Source organism: Enterococcus durans (assembly GCF_002277935.1).
Taxonomy (GTDB): domain Bacteria; phylum Bacillota; class Bacilli; order Lactobacillales; family Enterococcaceae; genus Enterococcus_B; species Enterococcus_B durans.
On sequence record NZ_CP022930.1, the window covers coordinates 933676 to 956519 of the forward strand.

Genomic DNA, 22844 nt, shown 5'->3' on the forward strand with positions numbered 1-22844 from the left:
TTTTGTCTCGACCTCATTTCAACTTATTTCAGAGGAGCCATTTCTATTCCCGCTACTTATTTAGATGTAACGGATGAAGTCATCCCGTTGTTCCTTTTTATCTCATTTTTTACTCAAATACACGCCACGTGCGATTATGATCAAAGAAAGTAGCTTCTTCTTTCGCATTTTTGACTAATTTATCAGGGTAATCCAACACTTTCAATAACGCGATCGCATTTCTGGTTATCGCTGGTCCTGCTTTTAATTGGAAATCAAAACTAATTCCTTTTTCTGGTGTGACTTGTTCTTCAAAATGGACATTCTCACACTCATTTTTTAAAATTTCCGTCAGTTCGATATCATGTGTCGCTACAAATGCCAAAGATGGATAATCAGACAACCAGTTCACCACTGCTGCAGAAGAGGCAATCCGTTCAATCGTGTTTGTCCCTTTTAAAATTTCATCAATAAAGCAGTAACAACGCTCTTTAGATGCCACTTGATCCAGCAATCGTTTTATCGACTTGATCTCTGAAACAAAGTAGCTGTCACCTTCAAACAAATCGTCCTCGATTGCCATTGATGTCAACACATGACCATGTTCAAGCGTAAAACGTTCCGCCAACACCGTTTGGATACTTTGAGCTAAAATACAATTAATGGCAATGCTTTTTACATAGGTAGATTTCCCGGAAGCATTCGAACCCGTCACTAAAGTATTCTTATGCCAGTCAACTGGGTTTACCACTGCTTCCGCCAATAGCGGATGGTAGCAATCTTCCGCTTCTACGCCACCTTTAGCGAATTGTGGTTGGCAATTAATCGGCATATATGTTCGATAATTCAACACCGCCGCCGCAACTTCCAATTCTCCCAGTAATTCCCACACTTTCATTGCTTCTGCTGTTTTCTTTTCTAATTTACTAATGACAAAATGATAAGATATAAACGGCAACATAAACATCATATTCACGTAATCAAATATGATTTCCGCTTCCGAACCACTTTTCACACGAAAAGAAAAACCAAATTTAGGAATATCTCTTAACGGTTTCACATTTTGTCGCAATTCTTCTTGGAATGGTGTTTTGATCTTGGCCAGCTGATTAGCCGTTGAAATCGTTGAAACCAGATAGCCCATGCTATTGAGCTCTGTTTCTAATGTCTGTTTTTTTACTTGATAATAGATCGTATTAAAAACCAAACTACCGATTGCTAAATACACTCCAAAAACTTGCCCTAATAAAAGCAGAAGTACGCCAATGAGCGGTAAAAAACCTAGAAAAGTAAATAACCCGATATGTCCGATTTTCTTACTTTTCCCATCTGCCAGATATTGCTTGGTAAAATTTCCATCCTTTTTACCAAGCCGGGCAAATTGATATTGGATCTTTTCACGAACCAATGGCTCTTCTTGATAAAAAGCGATCAATCGTTCCAACCGTTTATCCTCCGTAAAATCAAAGCTTCGCAACCGTTGATACAACGCCTCTGAGCCAATACTCGAATACGTCAGATTGATCCCCTCAAACACCTCGAACATGTCCAAGTCATACCACGTCAAATCATCTACTTCACTGGCCCACGAACGAAACTTTTTCTCCGTCAACCATGCATCCTTCAAGCTCTCTTCTTTATCAAACCGCGGCTGATAAGGTAACTTTCCCCATTTTTGGTGGACACTTTCTTTTAATTTATACCGCGCATGCACTTCCAAACCAATCAATAAAACAATGACCGCAAGAATCATTGCCACAATAAACGTTTTTTGATCCATCCCGCTTCCTCCATCTTTCAATTGGCTTAAGTATAGCATTGAAATGCTTGGAGGGGAGGGATTATTTTAGCGAGGTATCGCTTTTTACATTCTTGCTTTCTGTTGCATTTTTCGAACAACATAGAAAAGATGAAGAAAAAAATCTATAACGTTCCTAAAACAGATAAATTTTATGTAAAAATGAGGAAGAAAATCAGACGTTCAAGATATCATCATCGAGAGTGTAAAATATTTTGTGTAAATAGAAAAAAGGAAGTCCCTTCTGTAGAATAGAGTTACCACAACACATTCACAGAAAAGAGGACTTCCATATGAACGATTTTACTACAGAAATTCTAAAGACTCTAGCGAACAAAGGCGATTTGAATGAATTATTCCGTGTCCATTTGGAAAAAGCTGTCAATACGCTTCTCAAAACGGAGTTAACGGCTTTCCTCGATTACGAAAAGTACGATCGCATTGGTTTTAACACGGGTAATTCTCGTAACGGCTCCTATGACCGTACGGTCAAGACCGAGTACGGGGAACTTCATCTCCAGATTCCGCGCGACCGCAACGGCGAGTTCAAGCAACAGACTGTTCCTGCTTATAGACGGACGAATGATACCTTAGAGGAGACCGTCATTCACCTCTTCCGAAAAGGTATTACCATGTCGGAAATCGCAGACTTGATTGAGAAAATGTATGGGCATCACTACACGCCCCAAACCATGTCCAACATGACTAAAGTGCTGACTGAAGAAGTAAATGCATTTAAAGTTAGAACTCTAAATGATAAGTATGTCGCTATTTTCATGGATGCTACTTATATTCCTTTAAAACGGCAAACCGTCTCCAAAGAAGCAATCTATATTGCCATTGGTATACGAGAAGACGGCACTAAAGAAGTACTAAGTTATGCGATTGCTCCGACTGAATCGACCTACGTTTGGAATGAGTTGTTAGAGGACATTTACTCCAGAGGGGTTCATGATGTCTTACTGTTTATTACCGATGGCTTAAAAGGCATGAAAGATACGATTCACCAGATTTATCCTAAAGCTAAATACCAACATTGCTGTGTTCACGTTTCCCGTAATATTGCTCATAAAGTACGTGTCAAAGATCGAAAAGAAATCTGTGATGATTTTAAGGCTGTTTATCAAGCTAGCTCAAAGGAAGAGGCAAATACCTTTTTAGGGAGTATGATTGAGAAGTGGCAGAAAACTTATCCTAAAGTGACGCAGTCACTGATAAAAAATCAAGATTTATTGACTTTTTATGAGTTTCCGCCTGGTATCCGCCGAAGCATTTACTCAACTAATTTAATCGAATCTTTCAATAAACAAATCAAGAAATACAGCCGCAGAAAAGAGCAGTTTCAAAATGAAGAATCACTAGAGCGTTTCCTAGTATCCATCTTTGATACATACAATCAAAAATTCTTAAATAGAAGCCATAAAGGCTTCCAACAAGTGACGGATACATTAGCTTCAATGTTTACTGAGTAACCCATTATTTTGCAGAAGGACGAGTTATTTACACAAAATTATTGACGCTCCCTTACATGATTATCTATATTAAATTGTGGAAATAGTTCCTGCATATCCCTACCCAGTGCTTTCACTCGTCGTCTAGCACCATTATAAATTTCCATAGATCGACTGTTACTTACTGCACCAAAAATATTATTGGATTCACTTAACTGTTTAATTTCAGCATCTGTCCTACCTTCGTTTAACAGATTAATATATTCTTTTATTTCATAAAACCAAAATCTCTGGGAAACAAGTCCGGCACTATAATTTTTTTTAACCATTGTGTATCCTTTCACTTTTTCTAATTTTAGTCTAGAACCCCACTCTGAAGTGTTGCTTAATAATCTCTACAAAAAGGAGTAAAAGAACTACCTTTTCAAGTTATGCCACTCGATCAGAAAAATCAATTCATTTTGCTCTTATACGTTATTATATCCAACGAATTTTAATCAGGTCGAAAGCTACTCGATAGCTACTCAACAGCTTAATTGATAGCTGTAAATCCTAATTTATCAATGTTTTAATTGAAATTAACACCTTTACTCGATAGCTACTCGATAGCTACTCGATAGCTACTCGATAGCTACTCGATACCCTCTAATGTGTAAAATTTATGAGGATCTTTGGGGTGGGACTGATGAACTTTTATGATTCTCATATCAACTAATTTGTTTAATAGTTTTCTTGTTGGAACTGCACTCCTGCCAATGAGTTGTGCGGCTTCCGCAGGTGTTAATGGTCCACTATTATAGAGATACCTTACAACAGATTCTTCCAACTCGTTAAGTCCATCAAAAATCTCAGCACTTACAATCTCACTAACTCTCCCAGTTTCACGGTCTTTTCGAGCGATAATATTATTCTTCAACGTCAGCTGAACTGCGCTCCCATGTGGTTCTTCATAAATTGGTGCATCTAAAAAATACTCTTTCATCTCTTCAAAAATACGTCCTACACCTTCATTTGATTCTCTAACCCATTTATATAAGGTGAGGGTTGCAGCAAGTTTGGGATTACGAGAATAACGCTCGTCTTTAATATTTTCTAAAGTAACCGAGGCCGGTAAAGCTCCTGGACTGGATATTTCTAACCGATCATCAAACATTTTAATACGGATATGATCACCTTGGTTATCGTATCTGCGATGAACAATTGCATTAATCACACCTTCAAACCATGCATATTCAGGATATTCAGGCAAGGTGACAAACCGTCCATCTTGCCCTAAAAAAGTAAAATCCCGTAATTGCGTCTTGATAAACGCACGAGCTTCGCGAATCGTAGTCGGAAGTGCTTGATCAAATGTCACATCCTTCACGATATTTAAGCGTGAGCCCGATTCTGCTTTTACACCTTCGTAACGCAGGAAACGAATCCTGGCACTGGGCATAAAGGCTGTAATATTATCACTGAATAATAAAAGTCCTGCAACAGTTAATTTGCCATTGCGCAAAAAACCACGTGCCTTCAATAATTTTTCTGTTTCAACAGTAGTTCCTAATAGCTGTCGGAACTCTTCTACTACATCCTCATTCACATCGTCGAGCGAGGAATATTCGACCAGTTCTTCTTCAAACTTTCTTGAACCACGATCATATTCTAACTGGGTAATTTGTGAATGGTTTTGCTTTTTACTTTTGTCGTTTACTCGCAAAAAGACTGATTCATCTTTTAGTGAAATGATTGAATCATAGCTCGGTTCAATGCAGAATAACAGAATCTCATCATCTTCTTCGCTAGAATTCAAAACAGGGATACGTTCAACTTCATACTTAGGAAACCGAGCTAAAAAATCATAAGGTGCCTCGATATAAGCTTCGATTGATTTTGTTTTCGGGAATTTAAACCCTGTTATTTCTCCATCATCTTCAATTCCAATTACCAAAGTTCCACCTTCAGCATTCGCAAAAGCACTGATATGTTCAGCCACTTTCTTCGGTTCAATACTAGCTCGTTTACGGTCTAATAATTGCCCCTCTTTTTCATATTGAAGGGATTGCAAGTCAAATTCCAAGATCCTCACCTCGTATTGGTATTTTTTACTATCGAGTCATTAATAGAGCCATAAAAGCCTAATTACCTTAGATACTATTCTATTGCGCTAAAACGCCTTGAACTTCAATAATTATAGCATATTCAGCATCTTGACTAACTCGCATTTTCTCAGATTAGCTCTGATTCAACAATTTCATCGTAAGTGCCAAATACCATGGCGAAACACGAAAAAAAGTGGTTCTATAATATTTTGTGTTGGTGGAAATCGAAATCGATTTTCTACCAACACTTTTTTCTTTGTTTCAATCCAAAAAGAGTCTCACATTTGGTAAAATTTAGTCGACCAAAACATTACCCTACCAAAGGAGTCTCTCTATGGATAATCATACTAGAAAATTACTCGGATTAACAGATAAACATTTATTTTTTGATGAAGAATGGCTGATTGAAAAACAATATAAAGGCGTTCAAGCACAGTTTATTAGTGGCAGATTGGATGACTCGCTTTCTTATTGCGAACATTGCGGATCGAAATGTATTATCTACAACGGTTCATATACGACACGCACACAAATGGTGAAATTCAAAGAAAAGTTGACGATTTTAGAATTGAAACGTACCCGTTTTCTCTGCCATGAGTGTGGGCAGACCTTTTCTGCAAAAACTGACCTAGTTGATGAACACCACCAACTAACAAAGGAACTGAAACAGGCGATTCTTATGGGACTATACGAAAATCAATCGCGTAAACTGATCGCTAAGAAGTACTTTGTCTCGGACGGAACGGTAACACGCATCTTGCGTGAAGCAACGAAGCATTATCAGCCACGTCAAAACTACCTTCCGAAGGTATTGTGCATGGATATGAATGCTAGCTATTGTCAGCTACTTAAAACAGTCTTTTTCGAATGCAGAGATCGTGACTGACCGCTTTCACATTGTCCAACACATCAATCGTAGCTTCAATCAATTACGTGTACAAATCATGAATCGGTTTCGAAGTTCACACACCGAAGATCAGAAAAAGTACCGCCGACTCAAACGATATTGGAAACTTTTACTCAAAGATTCCACCACATTGGAGCCACTCAAACAGGTGTATCACCGACTTTTTAAACGCCCTATCAGTCAAACAGAAATCATTGATGAACTCTTAAGCTACAACGATGAATTGCGAGAAGCGTATTACTTTAGTCAATTATTACGCTATTATTTCGCTAAACGAGATCCGGAGGGCTTTCAAGAAACTCTTAAAACGATTGCGCCTACGCTGCCTCAATCGTTTAAAAAAGAAATTCACGATCTTTCGTCGCTACCAATCAGGCATTGCGTATGCTTTCAAAATTTCTCACTCAAACGGCGTTACGGAAGGACTAAACAACAAAATCAAGTTGATCAAACGAATCGCTTTTGGCTATCGCAACTTCTATAATTTCCGTGCACGAATTTATTTACAACAAGGACTGATTTTTGAAAATTAAAAAATATGCGGCGCACAGAACGCGCTGCATATCGGACTAAGTTTTATCCAAATTTGTCTCCACCAACACGATTTGACTTAGAGCCAACTAAAAAAACACACCCTCCAAAATGAAAGGTGTGTTTTTGCTTGAACGATAATAAAATTAACGTTTTGAGAACTGTGATGCTTTACGTGCTTTCTTAAGACCTGGTTTTTTACGTTCAACCATACGTGCGTCACGAGTAAGTAACCCAGCGCGTTTAAGAGCAAGACGGAAGTCAGGATCAACTTCTAGCAATGCACGAGCGATACCATGACGCATAGCTCCTGATTGTCCAGCGTAGCCTCCACCGTTTACGTTAACAAATACGTCATAAGCGCCTTTTGTTTCAGTAACAGCGAAAGGTTGATTGATAACTTCACGCAAGTCAGCATGTGGAATGTATTCTTCAACATCTTTTTTGTTTACAGTAATTTTACCAGTTCCTGGTACTAAGCGTACGCGAGCAACTGCATTTTTACGACGGCCTGTGCCGATATATTGAACTTGTGCCAATGAAATTCCCTCCTATTAGATTAAGTTTGTGATGTCTAAAACTTCTGGTTGTTGTGCTGCATGTGGATGTTCAGCGCCACCGTATACATTTAATTTTGTAAATTGTTTGCGGCCTAAAGTATTTTTAGGAAGCATTCCTTTTACAGAAGTTTCGATCAAACGACGAGAATTTTTAGCACGCAATTCGCCAGCAGTGATTGATTTCAATCCTCCTGGGAAGTTGCTGTGACGGTAATAAATTTTATCAGTCGCTTTTTTACCTGTTAATTTCACTTTATCTGCATTGATGACGATGACGAAATCGCCAGTGTCCAAATGAGGTGTGAAAGTTGGTTTATTTTTACCACGTAGTACAGATGCAACAACTGTTGAAAGACGTCCCAATGGAACATCAGTTGCGTCTACTACATACCATTTACGTTCTACTTCGCCTGGTTTGGCCATATATGTTGTACGCACGTTATTTTCCTCCAATTTAAGTTCTGATGTTTGACATACACTTCGAGTTTCCGGGGCTCTTTGTGGGGCAAACAATACCATTTAACATATTACCTTCTAATCCCCTTAATGTCAACGTTTTTTCTTTCTAATGAAAAATTTTAATTTTCAGTGCAAATTCTTTTATTCTTTTCATTTTTCCAACGTCCAATCAAAAAACCGCTTTGAATAAAATGATGGATATTCATAAATAAATGTATAATATATATTTTTATTTCGTTTTATTGTATATTTATTTAGTAAATTGATTGATTTTTTATTTTTATGATGTTATCATTTGAAACAATCAATTCTGAAAACAATGAAAATTAAGGGGAGATTTCTATGAAAGAGAAAATTATTTTAGCTTACTCTGGTGGTCTGGATACATCTGTCGCAATCAAATGGTTAGCAGATGATGGATATGATGTCATCGCGTGCTGTCTTGATATTGGTGAAGGAAAAGATACTGCGTTCATCAAAGAAAAAGCATTACAAGTCGGCGCGGTTGCTTCTTATGCGATTGATGCGAAAGAAGAATTTGCCCAAGAATTTGCGAGTGTGGCGCTTCAAGGGCACACATTCTATGAACAATCTTATCCACTGGTCTCTGCTCTTTCACGCCCCTTAATTGCAAAGAAATTAGTGGAACTTGCTCGAGCAACGGGTGCGACAACGATTGCGCATGGCTGTACTGGAAAAGGAAATGACCAAGTTCGTTTTGAAGTAGCGATCAATGCCTTGGCGCCTGATTTAAAGATCGTAGCACCTGTTCGTCAATGGCAATGGTCTCGGGAAGAAGAGATTGCTTATGCGAAAGACAATGGGATTCCGATTCCTGCGAATCTAGATAACCCTTACTCGATTGATCAAAATCTTTGGGGACGTGCATGCGAATGTGGCGTATTAGAAGATCCTTGGGCAACTCCTCCTACTGGCGCCTATGAACTGACGACTGATTTGAAATACACACCTGATGAAGAAGATATCATTGAGCTTACCTTTGAAAAAGGATTGCCCGTTGCATTGAATGGTGAGAAACTCTCTCTTTCACAACTGATCCTTGCAGTGAATCAATTAGCTGGTAAACATGGTATTGGCCGTATCGATCACGTCGAGAATCGTTTAGTGGGCATCAAATCCCGTGAAGTATATGAATGTCCCGGAGCTGTAACATTGATGCAAGCCCATAAAGAATTAGAAGACTTGACATTTGTTCGCGAGTTGGCGCATTTCAAACCGATCATTGAACAACAATTGAGTCAAATGATCTATGATGGTCTATGGTTCAATCCTTTGACAGAAGCATTGCTTCAATTTTTGAAATCGACACAAGTATATGTGAATGGCACGGTTCGTGTGAAACTGTTCAAAGGAAATGTCATCGTAGAAGGACGTAAATCAGAAAACAGTCTGTATAGTGAGGAATTGGCTACTTATACTTCTGCTGATACATTCGATCAACAGGCAGCTGTTGGTTTTATCAAATTATGGGGACTACCTTCAAAGGTCCACGCAGAAGTCCAAGAAAAACAGATGAACAAAACAAGTACAAAATAATTTGTAAATCATACAAGATTTACGCCGGATACTTGCCAATTACTGGGAGGAACAATAATGGAAAAACTTTGGGGTGGTCGTTTTCAAGGAAAAAGTGAAGAATGGATTGACGAGTTTGGAGCATCGATCTCTTTTGACCAAAAATTAGCAAAACAGGATATTTTAGGGAGTTTAGCCCATGTCAAAATGCTTGGTCACACAGGAATTCTTACGGTTGAAGAAACTGCAGCAATTACAGAAGGATTACAGACCTTACAAGCAAAACTGCAAGAGGGAAATTTACAATTTTCCATTGAAAATGAAGATATCCACTTGAATATTGAAACGTTACTGCATCAGGAGATTGGTGCAGTTGCCGGAAAATTGCATACAGCTCGTAGCCGAAATGATCAAGTCGCCACGGACATGCACCTGTTTTTGAAAGATGTTGTGCAGGAGGTACTTGAAAAATTGCATCATCTACGCCAAACCTTTGTGGAAAAAGCAGAAGAACATGTAGAAACGATTGCACCTGGCTATACCCATCTCCAACATGCTCAACCGATTTCATTTGGTCACCATTTGCTTGCCTATTATCAGATGTTTACACGTGATTATGCACGTTTAACAGAAAGTTTGAAACGAATCGATCTTTCTCCATTAGGTAGTGCGGCTTTAGCCGGGACAACTTTTCCGATCGACCGAGAATTTGCTGCTAAAGAGTTAGATTTTTCTGGTGTTTATGCGAATAGTCTAGATGCTGTAAGTGATCGTGATTTTATCCTCGAATTTTTGAGTAACTGCTCCTTGTTGATGATGCATTTGTCACGTTTTTGCGAAGAACTCATTTTATGGTGTAGTTACGAGTTCCAATATATTGAATTAACAGACACGTTTTCTACAGGTAGTTCAATCATGCCACAAAAGAAAAACCCGGATATGGCTGAATTGATTCGTGGAAAAACAGGACGTGTCTACGGAAATCTATTTGGTTTATTGACATTGATGAAAGGTCTTCCCTTAGCATACAATAAAGATTTTCAAGAAGATAAAAAAGGGATGTTCGATACCAGTGAAACGGTGTTGGCATGCCTGACTATCATGGATGGGATGGTCGCTACGATGAAAGTGAACAAATCACGTATGTACGCAGCCACTCAAAAAGATTTCTCGAATGCTACAGAATTAGCGGATTATCTGGCAGCTAAAGGATTACCTTTCCGCCAAGCCCACGAGATCGTTGGTAAGTTGGTTCTGCGTTGTACGCAGAAAGGTGGGTATCTACAAGATATTCCTTTTGAAGAATACCAAGCAATCAGTCCTTTGATCGAAGAGGATATCTATGTGACTCTTCAACCGGAAACTGCTGTCAAACGTCGTCATTCGCTTGGTGGGACAGGATTTGATCAAGTACGCTTGCAACTTGACCATGCGCATAAAGAGTTAGCCATCGAAAATTAGAAGATTAGCTTCCACAAGAAGGCGACTCTGCATTTATTCTTCTATTGTTTGGAGAATCACTCATTGAAGCCATTTGCGGATAGCCATTCTCTTTCAAAAGGTCTCCAAATAAAAATGAATACCCCTCTAACATAAAAAAACTGCGTGAAAGGAAACTTGCACGCAGTTTTTCTACTATTATATATTCTATCAATTATCTTTATGCATCGATTTCTGGTGCTTTGCCCAAGTGTGCTTGGATCATCCAGATACGTTTTTCAGTAGCTGTTTTAAATGCAATAAAGATGTCTTGTGTTGGGTCATCGCCTTCTTCGCCAGATACTTCTATCCCTTTTTGGTAAAGGTCTGCTAAGTAGCGATAGCCTTTAACAAGTGTTTCTAAGCGTTCTGGGATTGTACGGTCCCAACGGCCTACTTCATCAGGGATTTTTGTATTGTCAGCAAATTCCCGTAAAGTTGAGTAAGGTGAGCCATCTAACGTAATCAAACGTTCTGAGATTTCATCCAATTGTTCATTTAAATCATCCATGAACTCATCCATCATTGGGTGCAATGTCAAGAAGCCAGGCCCTCTCATGTACCAATGTGTTTGATGAACCACAACAGACATTTGACTCAAATCTGCGACTAACTGATTTAATACTTCTTTGGTTTGTTGGAATTTCATTTTCTAGTTTCCTCCTAACTTTTATTTACATTAAAAGCATAGTAAACTTTGAGACAAAAGTACAATGAAACCATTTACTTGAGAATGATTTTCAACATAGAACAATTCTTTTTCAATCTGTATTCCTCAGTGCTTTCCCCTTTATCGCATCTTTGGTTCATCTCAATCTATTAGATTTCATTTTTTGAGTATCATGTTCTGGCTAATACATGGCGAAGGTGTGCTAGTCGTTTATAGGTACTGGCTAATTGTTGTTGTGTATCAACGAATGTCGGATAAATGATTTCATAGATCTCGTGGATATTTTTCTGTACGGGAACTTGGGTCTCTAATTTGATCCATTTTTTGCCTTCATTTAATTCCTTGATTTTCCCTAGGCTCTGCCAGCCTAGAAAAACAGCCCCTAAAGCGGAAGCCTCAGAAACAGTTGGAAAGACGAGTGGATAGCCTAAGACATCTGCCATGAGTTGACGAAAAACATAGGATCGAGCAAATCCACCTGTCGCTCGTAGTTCAGATAGCTGACCTTCTTGGCAGATCCCTTCCAAGATCCGTTTCAAGTTGAGACAGATTCCCTCTAAGATTGCCCGCATCATTTCTTTTTCTGTGTGGTGCCGTTGGAGACCTAAGAAGCTTCCAGAAGCCTCTGCATCCCATAGTGGCGCTCTTTCTCCTAATAAATAAGGTTGGAAAAGTAAGCCGTTTGCTCCTGGAGGGACAAAAGCAATTGCTGAGAGCAGTGCATCGTAATGATTGTCTCCTTGCGCAATCGCTTGTTGCGTGACTTCCTGCATCAAGGTTTGACTTGCCCAATCAAAGATCCCTGCACCATTACTTGTTGCCCCACCAACGACCCAATGGCTTTGATCCAATACGTAGCAAAAGGTCTCCATATCTGGGTGCAACTGTGGATGATCTGTTATAAATCGGATAGCACCACTCGTCCCGACCGTTAATGCGGCGATATCCTCCCCAAATGCGCCTAATCCTAAATTTGAGAGCGGACCATCTGCACCGCCCAAAACAAATGATATATCATTTTTAAGTTTCAATATTTCTTGTATCTCTGCTTGAAGTTTCGGCATCTCCATAGTGGGTGGAGCTATTTCAGGTAACTGTTTTTCACTGATATTTAAGTAATCAAGCACTTCTTTTGCCCATCTGAACTGATGGATATCGAAGTATCCTGTGCCAGAGGCTGTACTATAATCTGTTATGAGCTTGCCAAATAAACGATAAATGATATATTCTTTGATCCCGATATAATACGCGGTACGTTCGATTAGTTCTGGTTGTGTTTCTTGTAACCATTTGATTTTTGCGAATGGCGTCATTGGATGAAGCGGCGTACCTGTTTGTTGGTAGATGCTTAGACCTAGTGGAGTGTTCTTCAATCTTTCTGCCTGTTCCACAGCACGTGTATCTGCCCAAGTGATCATTCGGGTAAGTGGCACCATTTGTTCATCGCACAAAATCAAACTGTGCATTGCTGACGAGAAGGAAATGACGTCAATCGTTGCTTCTTTAGAGAACCGTTCAGTCAATTGCTGGATCACTGTACAAACAGCGTGGAAAATCAGTTCTTGGTCTTGTTCTGCCATCCCTGGTTGTTCTTGGATCAAGGGATAAGGAAAGTACGCTGAATCGATGACTTGTGCTTGTTCATCGAAGGCGACTGCTTTGGTTTGGGTTGTGCCAATATCTATGCCAATTGAGATCTTCATTTTATCACCTCTACTAAAAATTACGAAAAAATTGGAGCATTACTGACGTATCTTACCTAAAAAGGAGGATACATTCATGTTACTGTCTGTTGTCATTGGTTGTTGTGTTGGTTCTTTCTTATGTTTGTCGGCACAACGGATTCCCCAAGGTCATTCTATTATTTCTCCCAGATCACATTGTGTCAACTGCCACCATTTTTTGACATGGTATGAATTGATTCCTTTGCTTTCGATCTGCTTGCAACGATTTCGCTGTCGCTCTTGCCACGTTCCCTTACCCCAAAGCTATTTTTTAGCTGAACTGGCTTGTGGCGGGATCTTTGTTTGGTTCTTCCACTATGCACCCAGCACCGATCCAATGCTCCTTTTTTGGATACTCTCTGCTTTTTTGCTCTCACTGATGGATTGTTTTTATTTCTTCATTGATTCTAGGATACTTTACCTTATTTGGATCATTTTGTGGAGTTATTGGTTGCTTACTGGGCATTTTCAATTCACGACGGTTTTGATCCTATCGATTGTCAGTAGTCTTTTGATTTTTTATGCTACTGATTATTTAGGTTCCGGCGATTCATTGGTTCTATGGTGTTGGAGCGGACAACTCTTACTAGTACAATTACTGTACTTAGTCTTGATTGCTAGTGCCTTAGGAATTTGTTTTATGCTCTGCACTCATTTCTTCTTTCAAAAGAGGATCACGAAGTTACCCTTTCTGCCTTTTTTAAGTGTGGCTTTACTCGTTGTCCAACATATTGAATAACGCGATACTACAGCAATGAAAAAGCCGACATCTAGTTGCATCCTAGCTGTCGGCCGAACATAGAGGTCGAGAAAAAAGTCATTTAGGTTTGAGAAATTGGAGAGAAAAACCTGACTTTTGGACTTTCGTTTACTCGAGAGTCTGTAGCAACACTGATTTTTAGATTTGTCCTAGACTCTATATTTTTTAGCTCTTTTTGTCGCTCCAATACTTTCTCAAAAATCCTCTACGGCCAGATCCTTCACGGTATAGCTGATAATGTACTTTGTTTTTTCTATAATAGTCTTGATGATATTCTTCTGCTGGATAAAAGTCGCTTTTAGGTTCGATTTTCGTTACGATCGGTTTATCAAATCGGCCACTGTCTTGCAGTTCTTGTTTTGATTTTTCCGCTATTTCCCGCTCTTCTTCATTCCCATAATAAATGACTGGCCGGTAGGAGTCCCCTCGATCTGCAAACTGTCCTAACGCATCGGTCGGATCGGTTTGTTGCCAATAAATCTCCACCAGTTGTTCATAGCTGATGATGTCAGGATCATAGGCGATCTCCACGGCCTCCGTATGTCCTGTCGTTCCTGTTGTCACTTGTTCATATGTTGGATTAGGCACGTGTCCACCTGTATAACCTGAAACAACAGAGAAAATACCTGGTTGCGTTTCAAATGGTTTTACCATACACCAGAAACATCCTCCGGCAAATACCGCTTTTTTTACTGCCATAATGATCAACTCCTTTCCTTTTATCATACTCATTTTATATGAAAGTCCTATTGATTTGCTTAAATTACCCTACTGGGGTATCAAAAAAGCTGCTTTATTTCTGTTTTTCCTACTGCCTATTCCAGACTCAATTTTTTGATATTGTGGATAATTATTGAAAAAAACTTATCCACCTGTGGATTTATTTTTCGTGTAACTTTTTGTGTTTCCTACTGACTGTTAATAGCTTCTTCCTACTTTTTATCCACAATTTTTTAAAATCATTTGATAAACTCCAGGACGATTTATCTGTAAAATGACTCACAAGATGAGCATAGCTAGAATTCGCTTCAATAAATTTCTGTTTATGTTCCAATGAACTGAACTACTATTTTATTCAAAAAAAGAGGATGTGATAGATTTTATCACACCCTCTAGTTCGAGTAACAAGGGAGAACAGAAGCCATTTCTTGATGAATCCTTCTGTTCCGACCGCTTTACTTACACGTTATGCTTATTTTTGTTCATTCATTGCATCTTCTGCAGCCATTTGTGCTTCGATGTCTGAAATACTATAAACATTTTCACTTGCTACACCGACTTCTTTTGGTTCCATGTTGCGGTAACGTGACATACCAGTACCAGCTGGAATGATCTTACCGATGATAACATTTTCTTTCAAACCAAGAAGTGGATCTTTCTTCCCTCTGATAGCAGCATCCGTCAAGACACGAGTTGTTTCTTGGAATGATGCAGCAGATAAGAAGCTATTTGTTTCTAATGAAGCTTTTGTAATACCTAGTAAGACTGGACGAGATGTTGCAGGAACACCGCCGGCTACTAACGTATTGTAGTTTTGGTCTTTGAAATCTGCGATATCTAATAATGTTCCTGGTAAGATTTCTGTATCACCTGGGTCCATTACGCGAACTTTACGCAACATTTGACGAACCATTACTTCGATATGTTTGTCTCCGATTTCTACCCCTTGCATACGGTATACGCGTTGTACTTCACGTAGCAAGTAGTTTTCAACAGACAATACATCGCGGACTTGTAACAATTGTTTAGGATCGATCGAACCTTCTGTCAATGGTGCTCCACGATGGATCATATCGCCTTCAGCAACTTTCATACGAGCTGTATAAGGAACAGTATACGTACGTGTATCTGTTTTCCCTTTGATCGTTACTTCTTTTGTACGTGTCGCAGCGTCTTCTGAAATGTCGATGACATCTCCGGTTACTTCTGTGATCACGGCTTGCCCTTTCGGATTACGTGCTTCAAAAATTTCTTGGACACGAGGAAGCCCTTGAGTGATATCGTCTCCGGCAACCCCACCCGTATGGAACGTACGCATTGTTAACTGAGTACCTGGTTCACCGATTGATTGAGCGGCGATCGTACCAACTGCTTCTCCGACTTCAACGTCAGAGCCAGTTGCCAAGTTACGTCCATAACAATGTTTGCAGACACCGTGTTTTGTGTTACATGTGAAGACTGAACGGATCGTTACTGTTTCAACACCTGCATCAACGATTTGTTTTGCAACGTCTTCTGAAATCAATTGATTTCCAGCAATGATCACTTCATTTGTTTCAGGATGACGGACTTCTTTACGTGTGTAACGTCCAATCAAACGATCTTCTAGTGATTCAATGATTTCGTTTCCTTCACGAATCGCTTGAATTTCAAGCCCTCGATCTGTACCGCAATCTTCTTCACGAATGATTACGTCTTGGGCAACGTCTACTAAACGACGAGTTAGATAACCTGAATCGGCTGTCTTCAAGGCTGTATCGGTCATTCCTTTACGCGCTCCGTGAGTAGAGATAAACATTTCCAAGACAGATAGTCCTTCACGGAAGTTTGAAATGATCGGCAATTCCATGATTCGTCCGTTAGGGGCAGCCATCAATCCACGCATACCAGCAAGCTGTGTAAAGTTGGAGATGTTACCACGGGCTCCAGAATCAGACATCATGAAGATTGGGTTTTTCGCTTCCAGACTTTCCATCAGTTTTTGTTGGATGTTGTCTTTGGCAGCGTTCCAAACAGCGATTACGCGTTCATAACGTTCATCATCAGTAATCAACCCACGACGGAATTGTTTAGTGATTGTTTCAACTTGTTTATGGGCATTTTCAATGATTCCTTGTTTTTCATCTAGTACACTGATATCTGCGATACCCACTGTGATACCAGCATGAGTGGAATGTTTGTACCCTAAGTCTTTCATACGGTCAAGCATCTTAGAAGTTTCTGTTACTTTGAAACGTTTGAAGACTTCTGCGATGATATTTCCTAAGTTTTTCTTCTTGAATGGTAAGACTAATTCTTGCTCTTTGATGTGCGCAGGAATGTCTGTACCTGCTTCAACAAAATATTTATCCGGTGTTTGGACTGTTAAGTTGAAGTCAGTAGGTTCATTCAAGTAAGGGAATTCTGGTGGCATGATTTCATTAAAGATGATCTTACCAACAGTTGTGATCATCGTACGTTCTTTTTGCCATTCAGTAAATGGTTTTTCACCTAGTGAATTAGGGTTCACACCGATACGTGAATGTAAATGAACGTAGCCATTACGCCATGCGATCACAGCTTCATTTTGATCACGGAAGACCATACCTTCGCCTTCACGTCCTTCTTCTTCCATCGTTAGGTAGTAGTTACCTAAAACCATATCTTGAGAAGGAGTTACAACTGGTTTACCATCTTTTGGATTCAAAATGTTTTGAGCAGCGAGCATCAACATACGTGCTTCTGCTTGTGCTTCTTCGTTCAATGGTACGTGGACAGCCATTTGGTCTCCATCGAAATCGGCATTGTAAGCTTCACATACAAGTGGATGCAAACGGATTGCACGACCTTGAACCAATACTGGTTCAAATGCTTGGATACCAAGTCTGTGAAGCGTAGGTGCCCGGTTAAGTAAAACTGGGTGTTCTTTGATTACGTCTTCTAGTACATCCCAAACTTCGTCTTCTTGACGCTCGATTTTACGTTTCGCATTTTTGATATTTGAAGCAAGTTCACGTTGAACAAGTTCACGCATCACAAATGGTTTGAATAGTTCGATCGCCATTTCTTTTGGTAGACCACATTGATACATTTTCAAGAATGGTCCAACAACGATAACCGAACGACCTGAATAGTCCACACGTTTACCAAGTAAGTTTTGACGGAAACGACCTTGTTTCCCTTTCAACATATGAGAAAGAGATTTCAATGGGCGGTTACCTGGTCCAGTAACTGGACGGCCACGACGACCATTATCGATCAATGCGTCAACAGCTTCTTGTAACATACGTTTTTCATTTTGAACGATGATACCAGGAGCGTTCAAGTCTAACAAGCGTTTCAAACGATTATTACGGTTGATTACTCGACGGTAAAGGTCGTTCAAGTCACTTGTCGCAAAACGGCCACCTTCTAATTGGACCATTGGACGTAGATCTGGCGGGATGACAGGGATAACATCCATGACCATCCAGCTTGGTTCATTTCCTGAAGCACGGAAAGCTTCTAAAATGTCCAAACGACGGATCGCACGTGTACGTTTTTGTCCTTGTGCAGATTTCAATTCTTCTTTTAATTCAGCTGCTTCAGCATCTAAATCAACATTATCAAGTAATTGTTTGATTGCTTCTGCTCCCATAGCTGCTTGGAATTCTTGTCCATATTGTTCACGTTTTTCGCGGTATTCGCGTTCAGTCAACAATTGTTTTTTCTCTAAGTTTGTGTTTCCAGGTTCGATGACCACATATGAAGCAAAGTAAATGATTTCTTCTAGTGCGCGTGGGCTCATGTCTAATACAAGACCCATACGAGAAGGAATACCTTTAAAGTACCAGATATGTGAAACAGGTGCTGCTAATTCAATGTGTCCCATACGTTCACGACGAACTTTTGAACGTGTGACTTCCACACCGCATCGATCACAAACGATTCCTTTATAACGGATACGTTTGTATTTTCCGCAGGCACATTCCCAGTCTTTTGTAGGACCAAAAATCCGCTCACAGAACAACCCTTCGCGTTCAGGTTTTAAGGTACGATAGTTAATCGTCTCAGGTTTTTTTACTTCACCGTAAGACCAGCTTCTGATTTTTTCGGGAGAAGCCAAACCTATTTGCATACTTTCGAATTTATTTACATCGATCAAAAGGGGTTCCCTCCATTTCGTTTAATGGCAAAACCGCAAGGCGGCTGATCATCGACCGCCTTACAGCTCATAGACCGGATTAGTCTAATTTATCTTCTGCGGTTTCGAAGTTTTGGATGACATCTTGTCGTTCATCTTCTACTTGTTCTGCAGCTTTTTTCTCTAGCTCTTTTGCAGTTTGTTGTTCCGCAAATTTAGTCAATGCATCAACGGTGATCAAATCATCGTCTTCGTCATCCATATCACGAAGTTCGATTTCAGCATCTTTGATATCCAAGACACGCATATCCAAACCAAGTGATTGTAATTCTTTTACTAATACTCGGAATGATTCTGGAACGCCTGGTTTTGGAATTGGTTCACCCTTAACAATTGCTTCGTATGTTTTCACACGACCGACAACATCATCTGATTTGTAAGTCAAGATTTCTTGTAAGGTATATGCTGCACCGTAAGCTTCCAGTGCCCAAACTTCCATTTCCCCAAAACGTTGTCCACCAAATTGTGCTTTACCACCCAACGGTTGTTGTGTAACCAATGAGTAAGGTCCAATTGAACGAGCATGCAATTTATCATCAACCATGTGAGCAAGCTTGATCATGTACATCACGCCGACAGACACACGGCCATCAAATGGTTCACCAGTACGACCGTCATAAAGAACAGTCTTCGCATCGCTAGCCATACCAGCTTCACGAACAGTTTCCCAAACGTCTTCATCACTTGCACCATCAAAGACTGGTGTTGCAACGTGGATGCCTAGTTGACGAGCAGCCATCCCTAAATGCAATTCCAATACTTGTCCGATATTCATACGTGATGGCACCCCTAGAGGATTCAACATGATATCGATCGGTGTTCCATCTGGTAAGAATGGCATATCTTCTTCCGGCATAATACGGGAAACAACCCCTTTATTACCGTGACGACCGGCCATTTTATCCCCTTCATGGATTTTACGTTTTTGAACGATATAGACACGAACTAACATGTTTACACCTGGTGACAATTCATCGCCAGCTTCACGAGTAAAGATCTTCACATCGTGAACGATCCCGCCACCGCCATGTGGTACACGTAAAGAAGTGTCGCGGACTTCACGAGCTTTTTCACCAAAGATCGCATGCAATAGACGTTCTTCTGCTGATAGTTCAGTAACCCCTTTTGGCGTAACTTTACCAACAAGTAGATCTCCATCTTTCACTTCTGCACCGATACGGATGATACCCATTTCGTCTAAATCTTTCAATGCGTCTTCCCCAACGTTAGGGATTTCGCGAGTGATTTCTTCAGGTCCTAATTTTGTATCACGAGCTTCTGACTCATATTCTTCAATATGGATCGAAGTATACACATCATCTTTTACCAAACGACGGCTCATGATGATCGCATCTTCATAGTTATACCCTTCCCAAGTCATGAAACCGACAAGAACGTTTTGTCCTAAAGCCATTTCACCTTGTTCCATAGAAGGTCCATCAGCTAATGTATCGCCTTTTTCAACTTTTTCGCCTAAATGAACGATTGGTCGTTGGTTGTAACTTGTTCCTGAGTTTGAACGGCGGAACTTCGTAATATCATATTTATCTAATGCACCATTATCACGACGAACACGGATTTGAGAAGCATCAACGAATTCAACTACTCCATCGTGTTTACATAATAATGCAGCACCTGAGTCATGTGCTGATTTATATTCCATACCAGTACCAACCCATGGAGCTTGTGGATTGATCAACGGTACAGCTTGTCGCTGCATGTTGGCACCCATCAAGGCACGGTTGGAGTCATCGTTTTCCAAGAAAGGAATACATGCTGTCGCTACCGCAACTACTTGTTTAGGAGAAACGTCCATATAGTCGACTTTATCGATTGACACTTCTAAGTTTTCACTTTGTGCACGAGCCATAACTACGTCTTGAGCAAATGTGCCATCTTCATTCAATGGGCTGTTTGCTTGGGCAACGATGTAATGGTCTTCGATATCGGCTGTCAAATAATCGATTTGGTCTGTTACACGACCTGTTTGACGGTCAACACGACGATAAGGAGTTTCAATAAATCCAAATTTGTTTACTTTTGCATAGCTAGATAAACTATTGATCAATCCAATATTCGGACCTTCAGGCGTTTCGATCGGACACATACGGCCATAGTGAGAATAGTGAACGTCACGGACTTCATAACCCGCACGGTCACGTGTCAAACCACCAGGTCCTAAGGCTGAAAGACGACGTTTGTGTGTCAATTCGCCAAGAGGATTCGTTTGGTCCATGAACTGTGACAACTGAGAAGAACCAAAGAATTCTTTGATACTTGCGACAACTGGTCGGATATTGATCAATTGTTGTGGTGTCAATGTTTCTGTATCTTGGATCGACATTCTTTCACGTACCACACGTTCCATACGAGCTAACCCGATACGGAATTGATTTTGTAAAAGTTCGCCGACTGAACGGATACGACGGTTTCCTAAATGGTCGATATCGTCTACATTGCCGATGCCTTCCATCAAGTTCAAGAAATAGCTCATTGAAGCAATGATATCTGCTGGACGCACTGTTTTCACAGGTGCTTCTGGATAGCCATTACCGATGACATTTACTTCACGTTCTGGATCTTTTGGTGAAAAGACTTTGATCACTTGGACAGTCATTGGATCAGTCACTACACCGTCTTCTGATGGGTAGTAAGTCACTGAATTCAAGCCATTTTCGATGAAAGGAGCAAGTGTTTCCATCACTTGGTGAGTCAAAACAGTTCCTTTTTCAACAATGATCTCGCCAGTTTCTGGATCGACCAATGTTTCTGCTAGAGTCAAATTCAATAGACGTGTTTTCAAGTCTAATTTTTTGTTTACTTTGTAACGACCAACATTTGCTAAGTCGTAACGTTTTGGATCGAAGAAACGAGCGTTCAATAGGTTACGTGAGCTATCCGCTGTTTTAGGTTCGCCTGGACGTAAACGTTCATAAACGTCTTTCAAACCTTCTTCTGTTCTTGAGTCGCTTGCATTTTTGTGCAAATCTTTTTCGATCGTATTACGTAATGTTTCACTGTCGCCGAAGATTTCAAAGATCGTATCATCTGAGCCAAATCCTAAAGCCCGAACTAAAACAGTCAATGGAATCTTACGTGTACGGTCGATACGTACGTAAGAAATATCTTTTGCATCAGTTTCCATTTCTAGCCAAGCACCACGGTTAGGGATTACAGTTGAACCGAATCCTTCTTTTCCGTTTTTGTCGACTTTACCATGGAAATAAACGCCTGGTGAACGAACCAACTGAGAAACGATTACTCGTTCTGCCCCGTTGATGATAAATGTTCCTTGTTCCGTCATTAATGGGAAATCACCAAAGAATACTTCTTGTGCTTTGATTTCACCAGTTTCACGGTTTGTTAAACGCAAAGTGACATGTAATGGCGCAGAATAATTGGCATCATGTGCGCGAGCTTCTGCTACAGTATACTTAGGTTCTTTCAATTCATAATCCACAAATTCCAAAGATAGATTGCCGTTAAAATCATCGATTGGCAAAATGTCTTCAAACATTTCTCTTAGTCCTTCATCTAAGAACCATTGGTACGAGTCTGTTTGAATTTCGATCAAATTTGGTAATTCCAACACTTCACTGATTCTTGCGAAACTTCTACGTTCGCGGTGTTTTCCGTATTTTACTACGTGTCCAGCCAAGCTCTTCACCCCTCTAAAATGTCATTCAAAAAGACTACCCGATCAATTGTTACAATAATATTAAAAATATTATATTTAGGTAACAACAGACATTTTTTGCGGCTTTTAGGCAAAAAAAAACCAAAAATAGAACATTCTCTTGAAACCATTCCTTCATGAGCTTCTACTTTTGTTTCCTTATATTAAAGCCGAAACGGACAATATTTCGTTTCTGCCTTCACTTCATCAGATAGTTTTTGCAACTTCATATACTACACTCATTTTTCATAAAAGTCAACACTTCCTGGCGTTTCCTCTGACTTTACACAAGATTTTCTTAATCTTTTTCCTACTATAGTATTCTAAAAATTTATTTCGTCTTTTTTG

The 22844-nt window shown here is 39.9% G+C and carries 16 protein-coding genes and 1 pseudogene; 6 read left to right on the forward strand and 11 right to left on the reverse strand.

The features are described 5' to 3' along the window. Positions 1-109: 109 nt before the first annotated feature. On the reverse strand, positions 110-1759 hold the full coding sequence (locus CJZ72_RS04530) for a MutS-related protein (protein ID WP_081135248.1): 1650 nt from the start codon (positions 1757-1759) through the stop codon (positions 110-112). Positions 1760-2070: 311 nt separating this feature from the next. Here CJZ72_RS04530 and CJZ72_RS04535 point away from each other — a divergent pair, with 311 nt between their 5' ends. Next, on the forward strand, positions 2071-3249 hold the full coding sequence (locus tag CJZ72_RS04535) for an IS256-like element ISEfm2 family transposase (RefSeq protein WP_081133701.1): 1179 nt from the start codon (positions 2071-2073) through the stop codon (positions 3247-3249). A gap of 38 nt (positions 3250-3287) precedes the next feature. On the opposite strand, the gene CJZ72_RS04540 is transcribed toward CJZ72_RS04535, so the two are convergent. Together CJZ72_RS04540 and CJZ72_RS04545 are read right to left on the reverse strand one after the other, a co-directional pair. After that, positions 3288-3557: a BrxA family protein gene (locus tag CJZ72_RS04540; protein WP_081135160.1), complete on the reverse strand. Its 270-nt coding sequence runs from the start codon at positions 3555-3557 to the stop codon at positions 3288-3290. A 302-nt stretch (positions 3558-3859) separates the two neighbouring features. After that, positions 3860-5290: an ATP-binding protein gene (locus CJZ72_RS04545; protein WP_198324544.1), complete on the reverse strand. Its 1431-nt coding sequence runs from the start codon at positions 5288-5290 to the stop codon at positions 3860-3862. A gap of 356 nt (positions 5291-5646) precedes the next feature. On the opposite strand from CJZ72_RS04545, the gene CJZ72_RS15225 reads away from it, so the two are divergent. Together CJZ72_RS15225 and CJZ72_RS15230 are read left to right on the forward strand one after the other, a co-directional pair. Further along, positions 5647-6198, forward strand: a complete 552-nt coding sequence (locus CJZ72_RS15225; RefSeq protein WP_227260218.1) for a transposase family protein — start codon at positions 5647-5649, stop codon at positions 6196-6198. Then, positions 6140-6752 (forward strand): annotated as a pseudogene (locus tag CJZ72_RS15230) (transposase). The gene CJZ72_RS15225 and the pseudogene CJZ72_RS15230 overlap by 59 nt, the downstream one beginning before the upstream one ends. A 144-nt stretch (positions 6753-6896) precedes the next feature. Here CJZ72_RS15230 and rpsI read toward each other — a convergent pair. Both rpsI and rplM read right to left on the reverse strand, forming a co-directional pair. Then, positions 6897-7289: a 30S ribosomal protein S9 gene (rpsI, locus tag CJZ72_RS04560; protein ID WP_005881201.1), complete on the reverse strand. Its 393-nt coding sequence runs from the start codon at positions 7287-7289 to the stop codon at positions 6897-6899. A 15-nt stretch (positions 7290-7304) separates the two neighbouring features. Next, entirely contained in the window at positions 7305-7733 is a 429-nt protein-coding gene (rplM, locus tag CJZ72_RS04565; RefSeq protein ID WP_034865780.1) for a 50S ribosomal protein L13, read from the reverse strand. Positions 7734-8111: 378 nt separating this feature from the next. Here rplM and CJZ72_RS04570 point away from each other — a divergent pair, with 378 nt between their 5' ends. Together CJZ72_RS04570 and argH are read left to right on the forward strand one after the other, a co-directional pair. Next, the gene (locus tag CJZ72_RS04570; protein WP_081135155.1) at positions 8112-9326 is read left to right on the forward strand and encodes an argininosuccinate synthase; all 1215 of its coding nucleotides are present in this window, start codon (positions 8112-8114) and stop codon (positions 9324-9326) included. Between the two features lie 57 nt (positions 9327-9383). After that, positions 9384-10766 carry an argininosuccinate lyase gene (gene argH, locus CJZ72_RS04575; RefSeq protein ID WP_081135152.1) on the forward strand — a complete coding sequence of 461 codons (1383 nt, stop codon included), beginning with the start codon at positions 9384-9386 and terminating at the stop codon, positions 10764-10766. A 4-nt stretch (positions 10767-10770) separates the two neighbouring features. Here the strand turns inward: argH and CJZ72_RS14380 are convergent, their stop codons facing one another. The 3 genes from CJZ72_RS14380 to CJZ72_RS04585 all read right to left on the reverse strand — a co-directional run bounded on the left by CJZ72_RS14380 (position 10771) and on the right by CJZ72_RS04585 (position 13157). Further along, positions 10771-10959: a hypothetical protein gene (locus CJZ72_RS14380; protein ID WP_157728883.1), complete on the reverse strand. Its 189-nt coding sequence runs from the start codon at positions 10957-10959 to the stop codon at positions 10771-10773. Between the two features lie 6 nt (positions 10960-10965). Beyond that, entirely contained in the window at positions 10966-11433 is a 468-nt protein-coding gene (locus CJZ72_RS04580; protein WP_005881193.1) for a Dps family protein, read from the reverse strand. A gap of 191 nt (positions 11434-11624) precedes the next feature. Further along, positions 11625-13157 (reverse strand): gluconokinase, encoded by a 1533-nt coding sequence (locus CJZ72_RS04585; protein WP_081135150.1) that lies wholly within the window; start codon positions 13155-13157, stop codon positions 11625-11627. Between the two features lie 76 nt (positions 13158-13233). Here CJZ72_RS04585 and CJZ72_RS04590 point away from each other — a divergent pair, with 76 nt between their 5' ends. Then, on the forward strand, positions 13234-13917 hold the full coding sequence (locus CJZ72_RS04590) for a prepilin peptidase (RefSeq protein ID WP_081135147.1): 684 nt from the start codon (positions 13234-13236) through the stop codon (positions 13915-13917). A 186-nt stretch (positions 13918-14103) separates the two neighbouring features. Here CJZ72_RS04590 and msrA read toward each other — a convergent pair whose 3' ends face one another. The 3 genes from msrA to rpoB form a co-directional block, all read right to left on the reverse strand. Beyond that, on the reverse strand, positions 14104-14637 hold the full coding sequence (gene msrA, locus CJZ72_RS04595) for a peptide-methionine (S)-S-oxide reductase MsrA (RefSeq protein ID WP_095443655.1): 534 nt from the start codon (positions 14635-14637) through the stop codon (positions 14104-14106). A 493-nt stretch (positions 14638-15130) separates the two neighbouring features. Then, positions 15131-18781 carry a DNA-directed RNA polymerase subunit beta' gene (gene rpoC / locus CJZ72_RS04600; protein WP_016177781.1) on the reverse strand — a complete coding sequence of 1217 codons (3651 nt, stop codon included), beginning with the start codon at positions 18779-18781 and terminating at the stop codon, positions 15131-15133. 79 nt (positions 18782-18860) lie between these two features. Beyond that, entirely contained in the window at positions 18861-22478 is a 3618-nt protein-coding gene (gene rpoB / locus CJZ72_RS04605; RefSeq protein WP_005881184.1) for a DNA-directed RNA polymerase subunit beta, read from the reverse strand. Positions 22479-22844 lie beyond the last annotated feature (366 nt).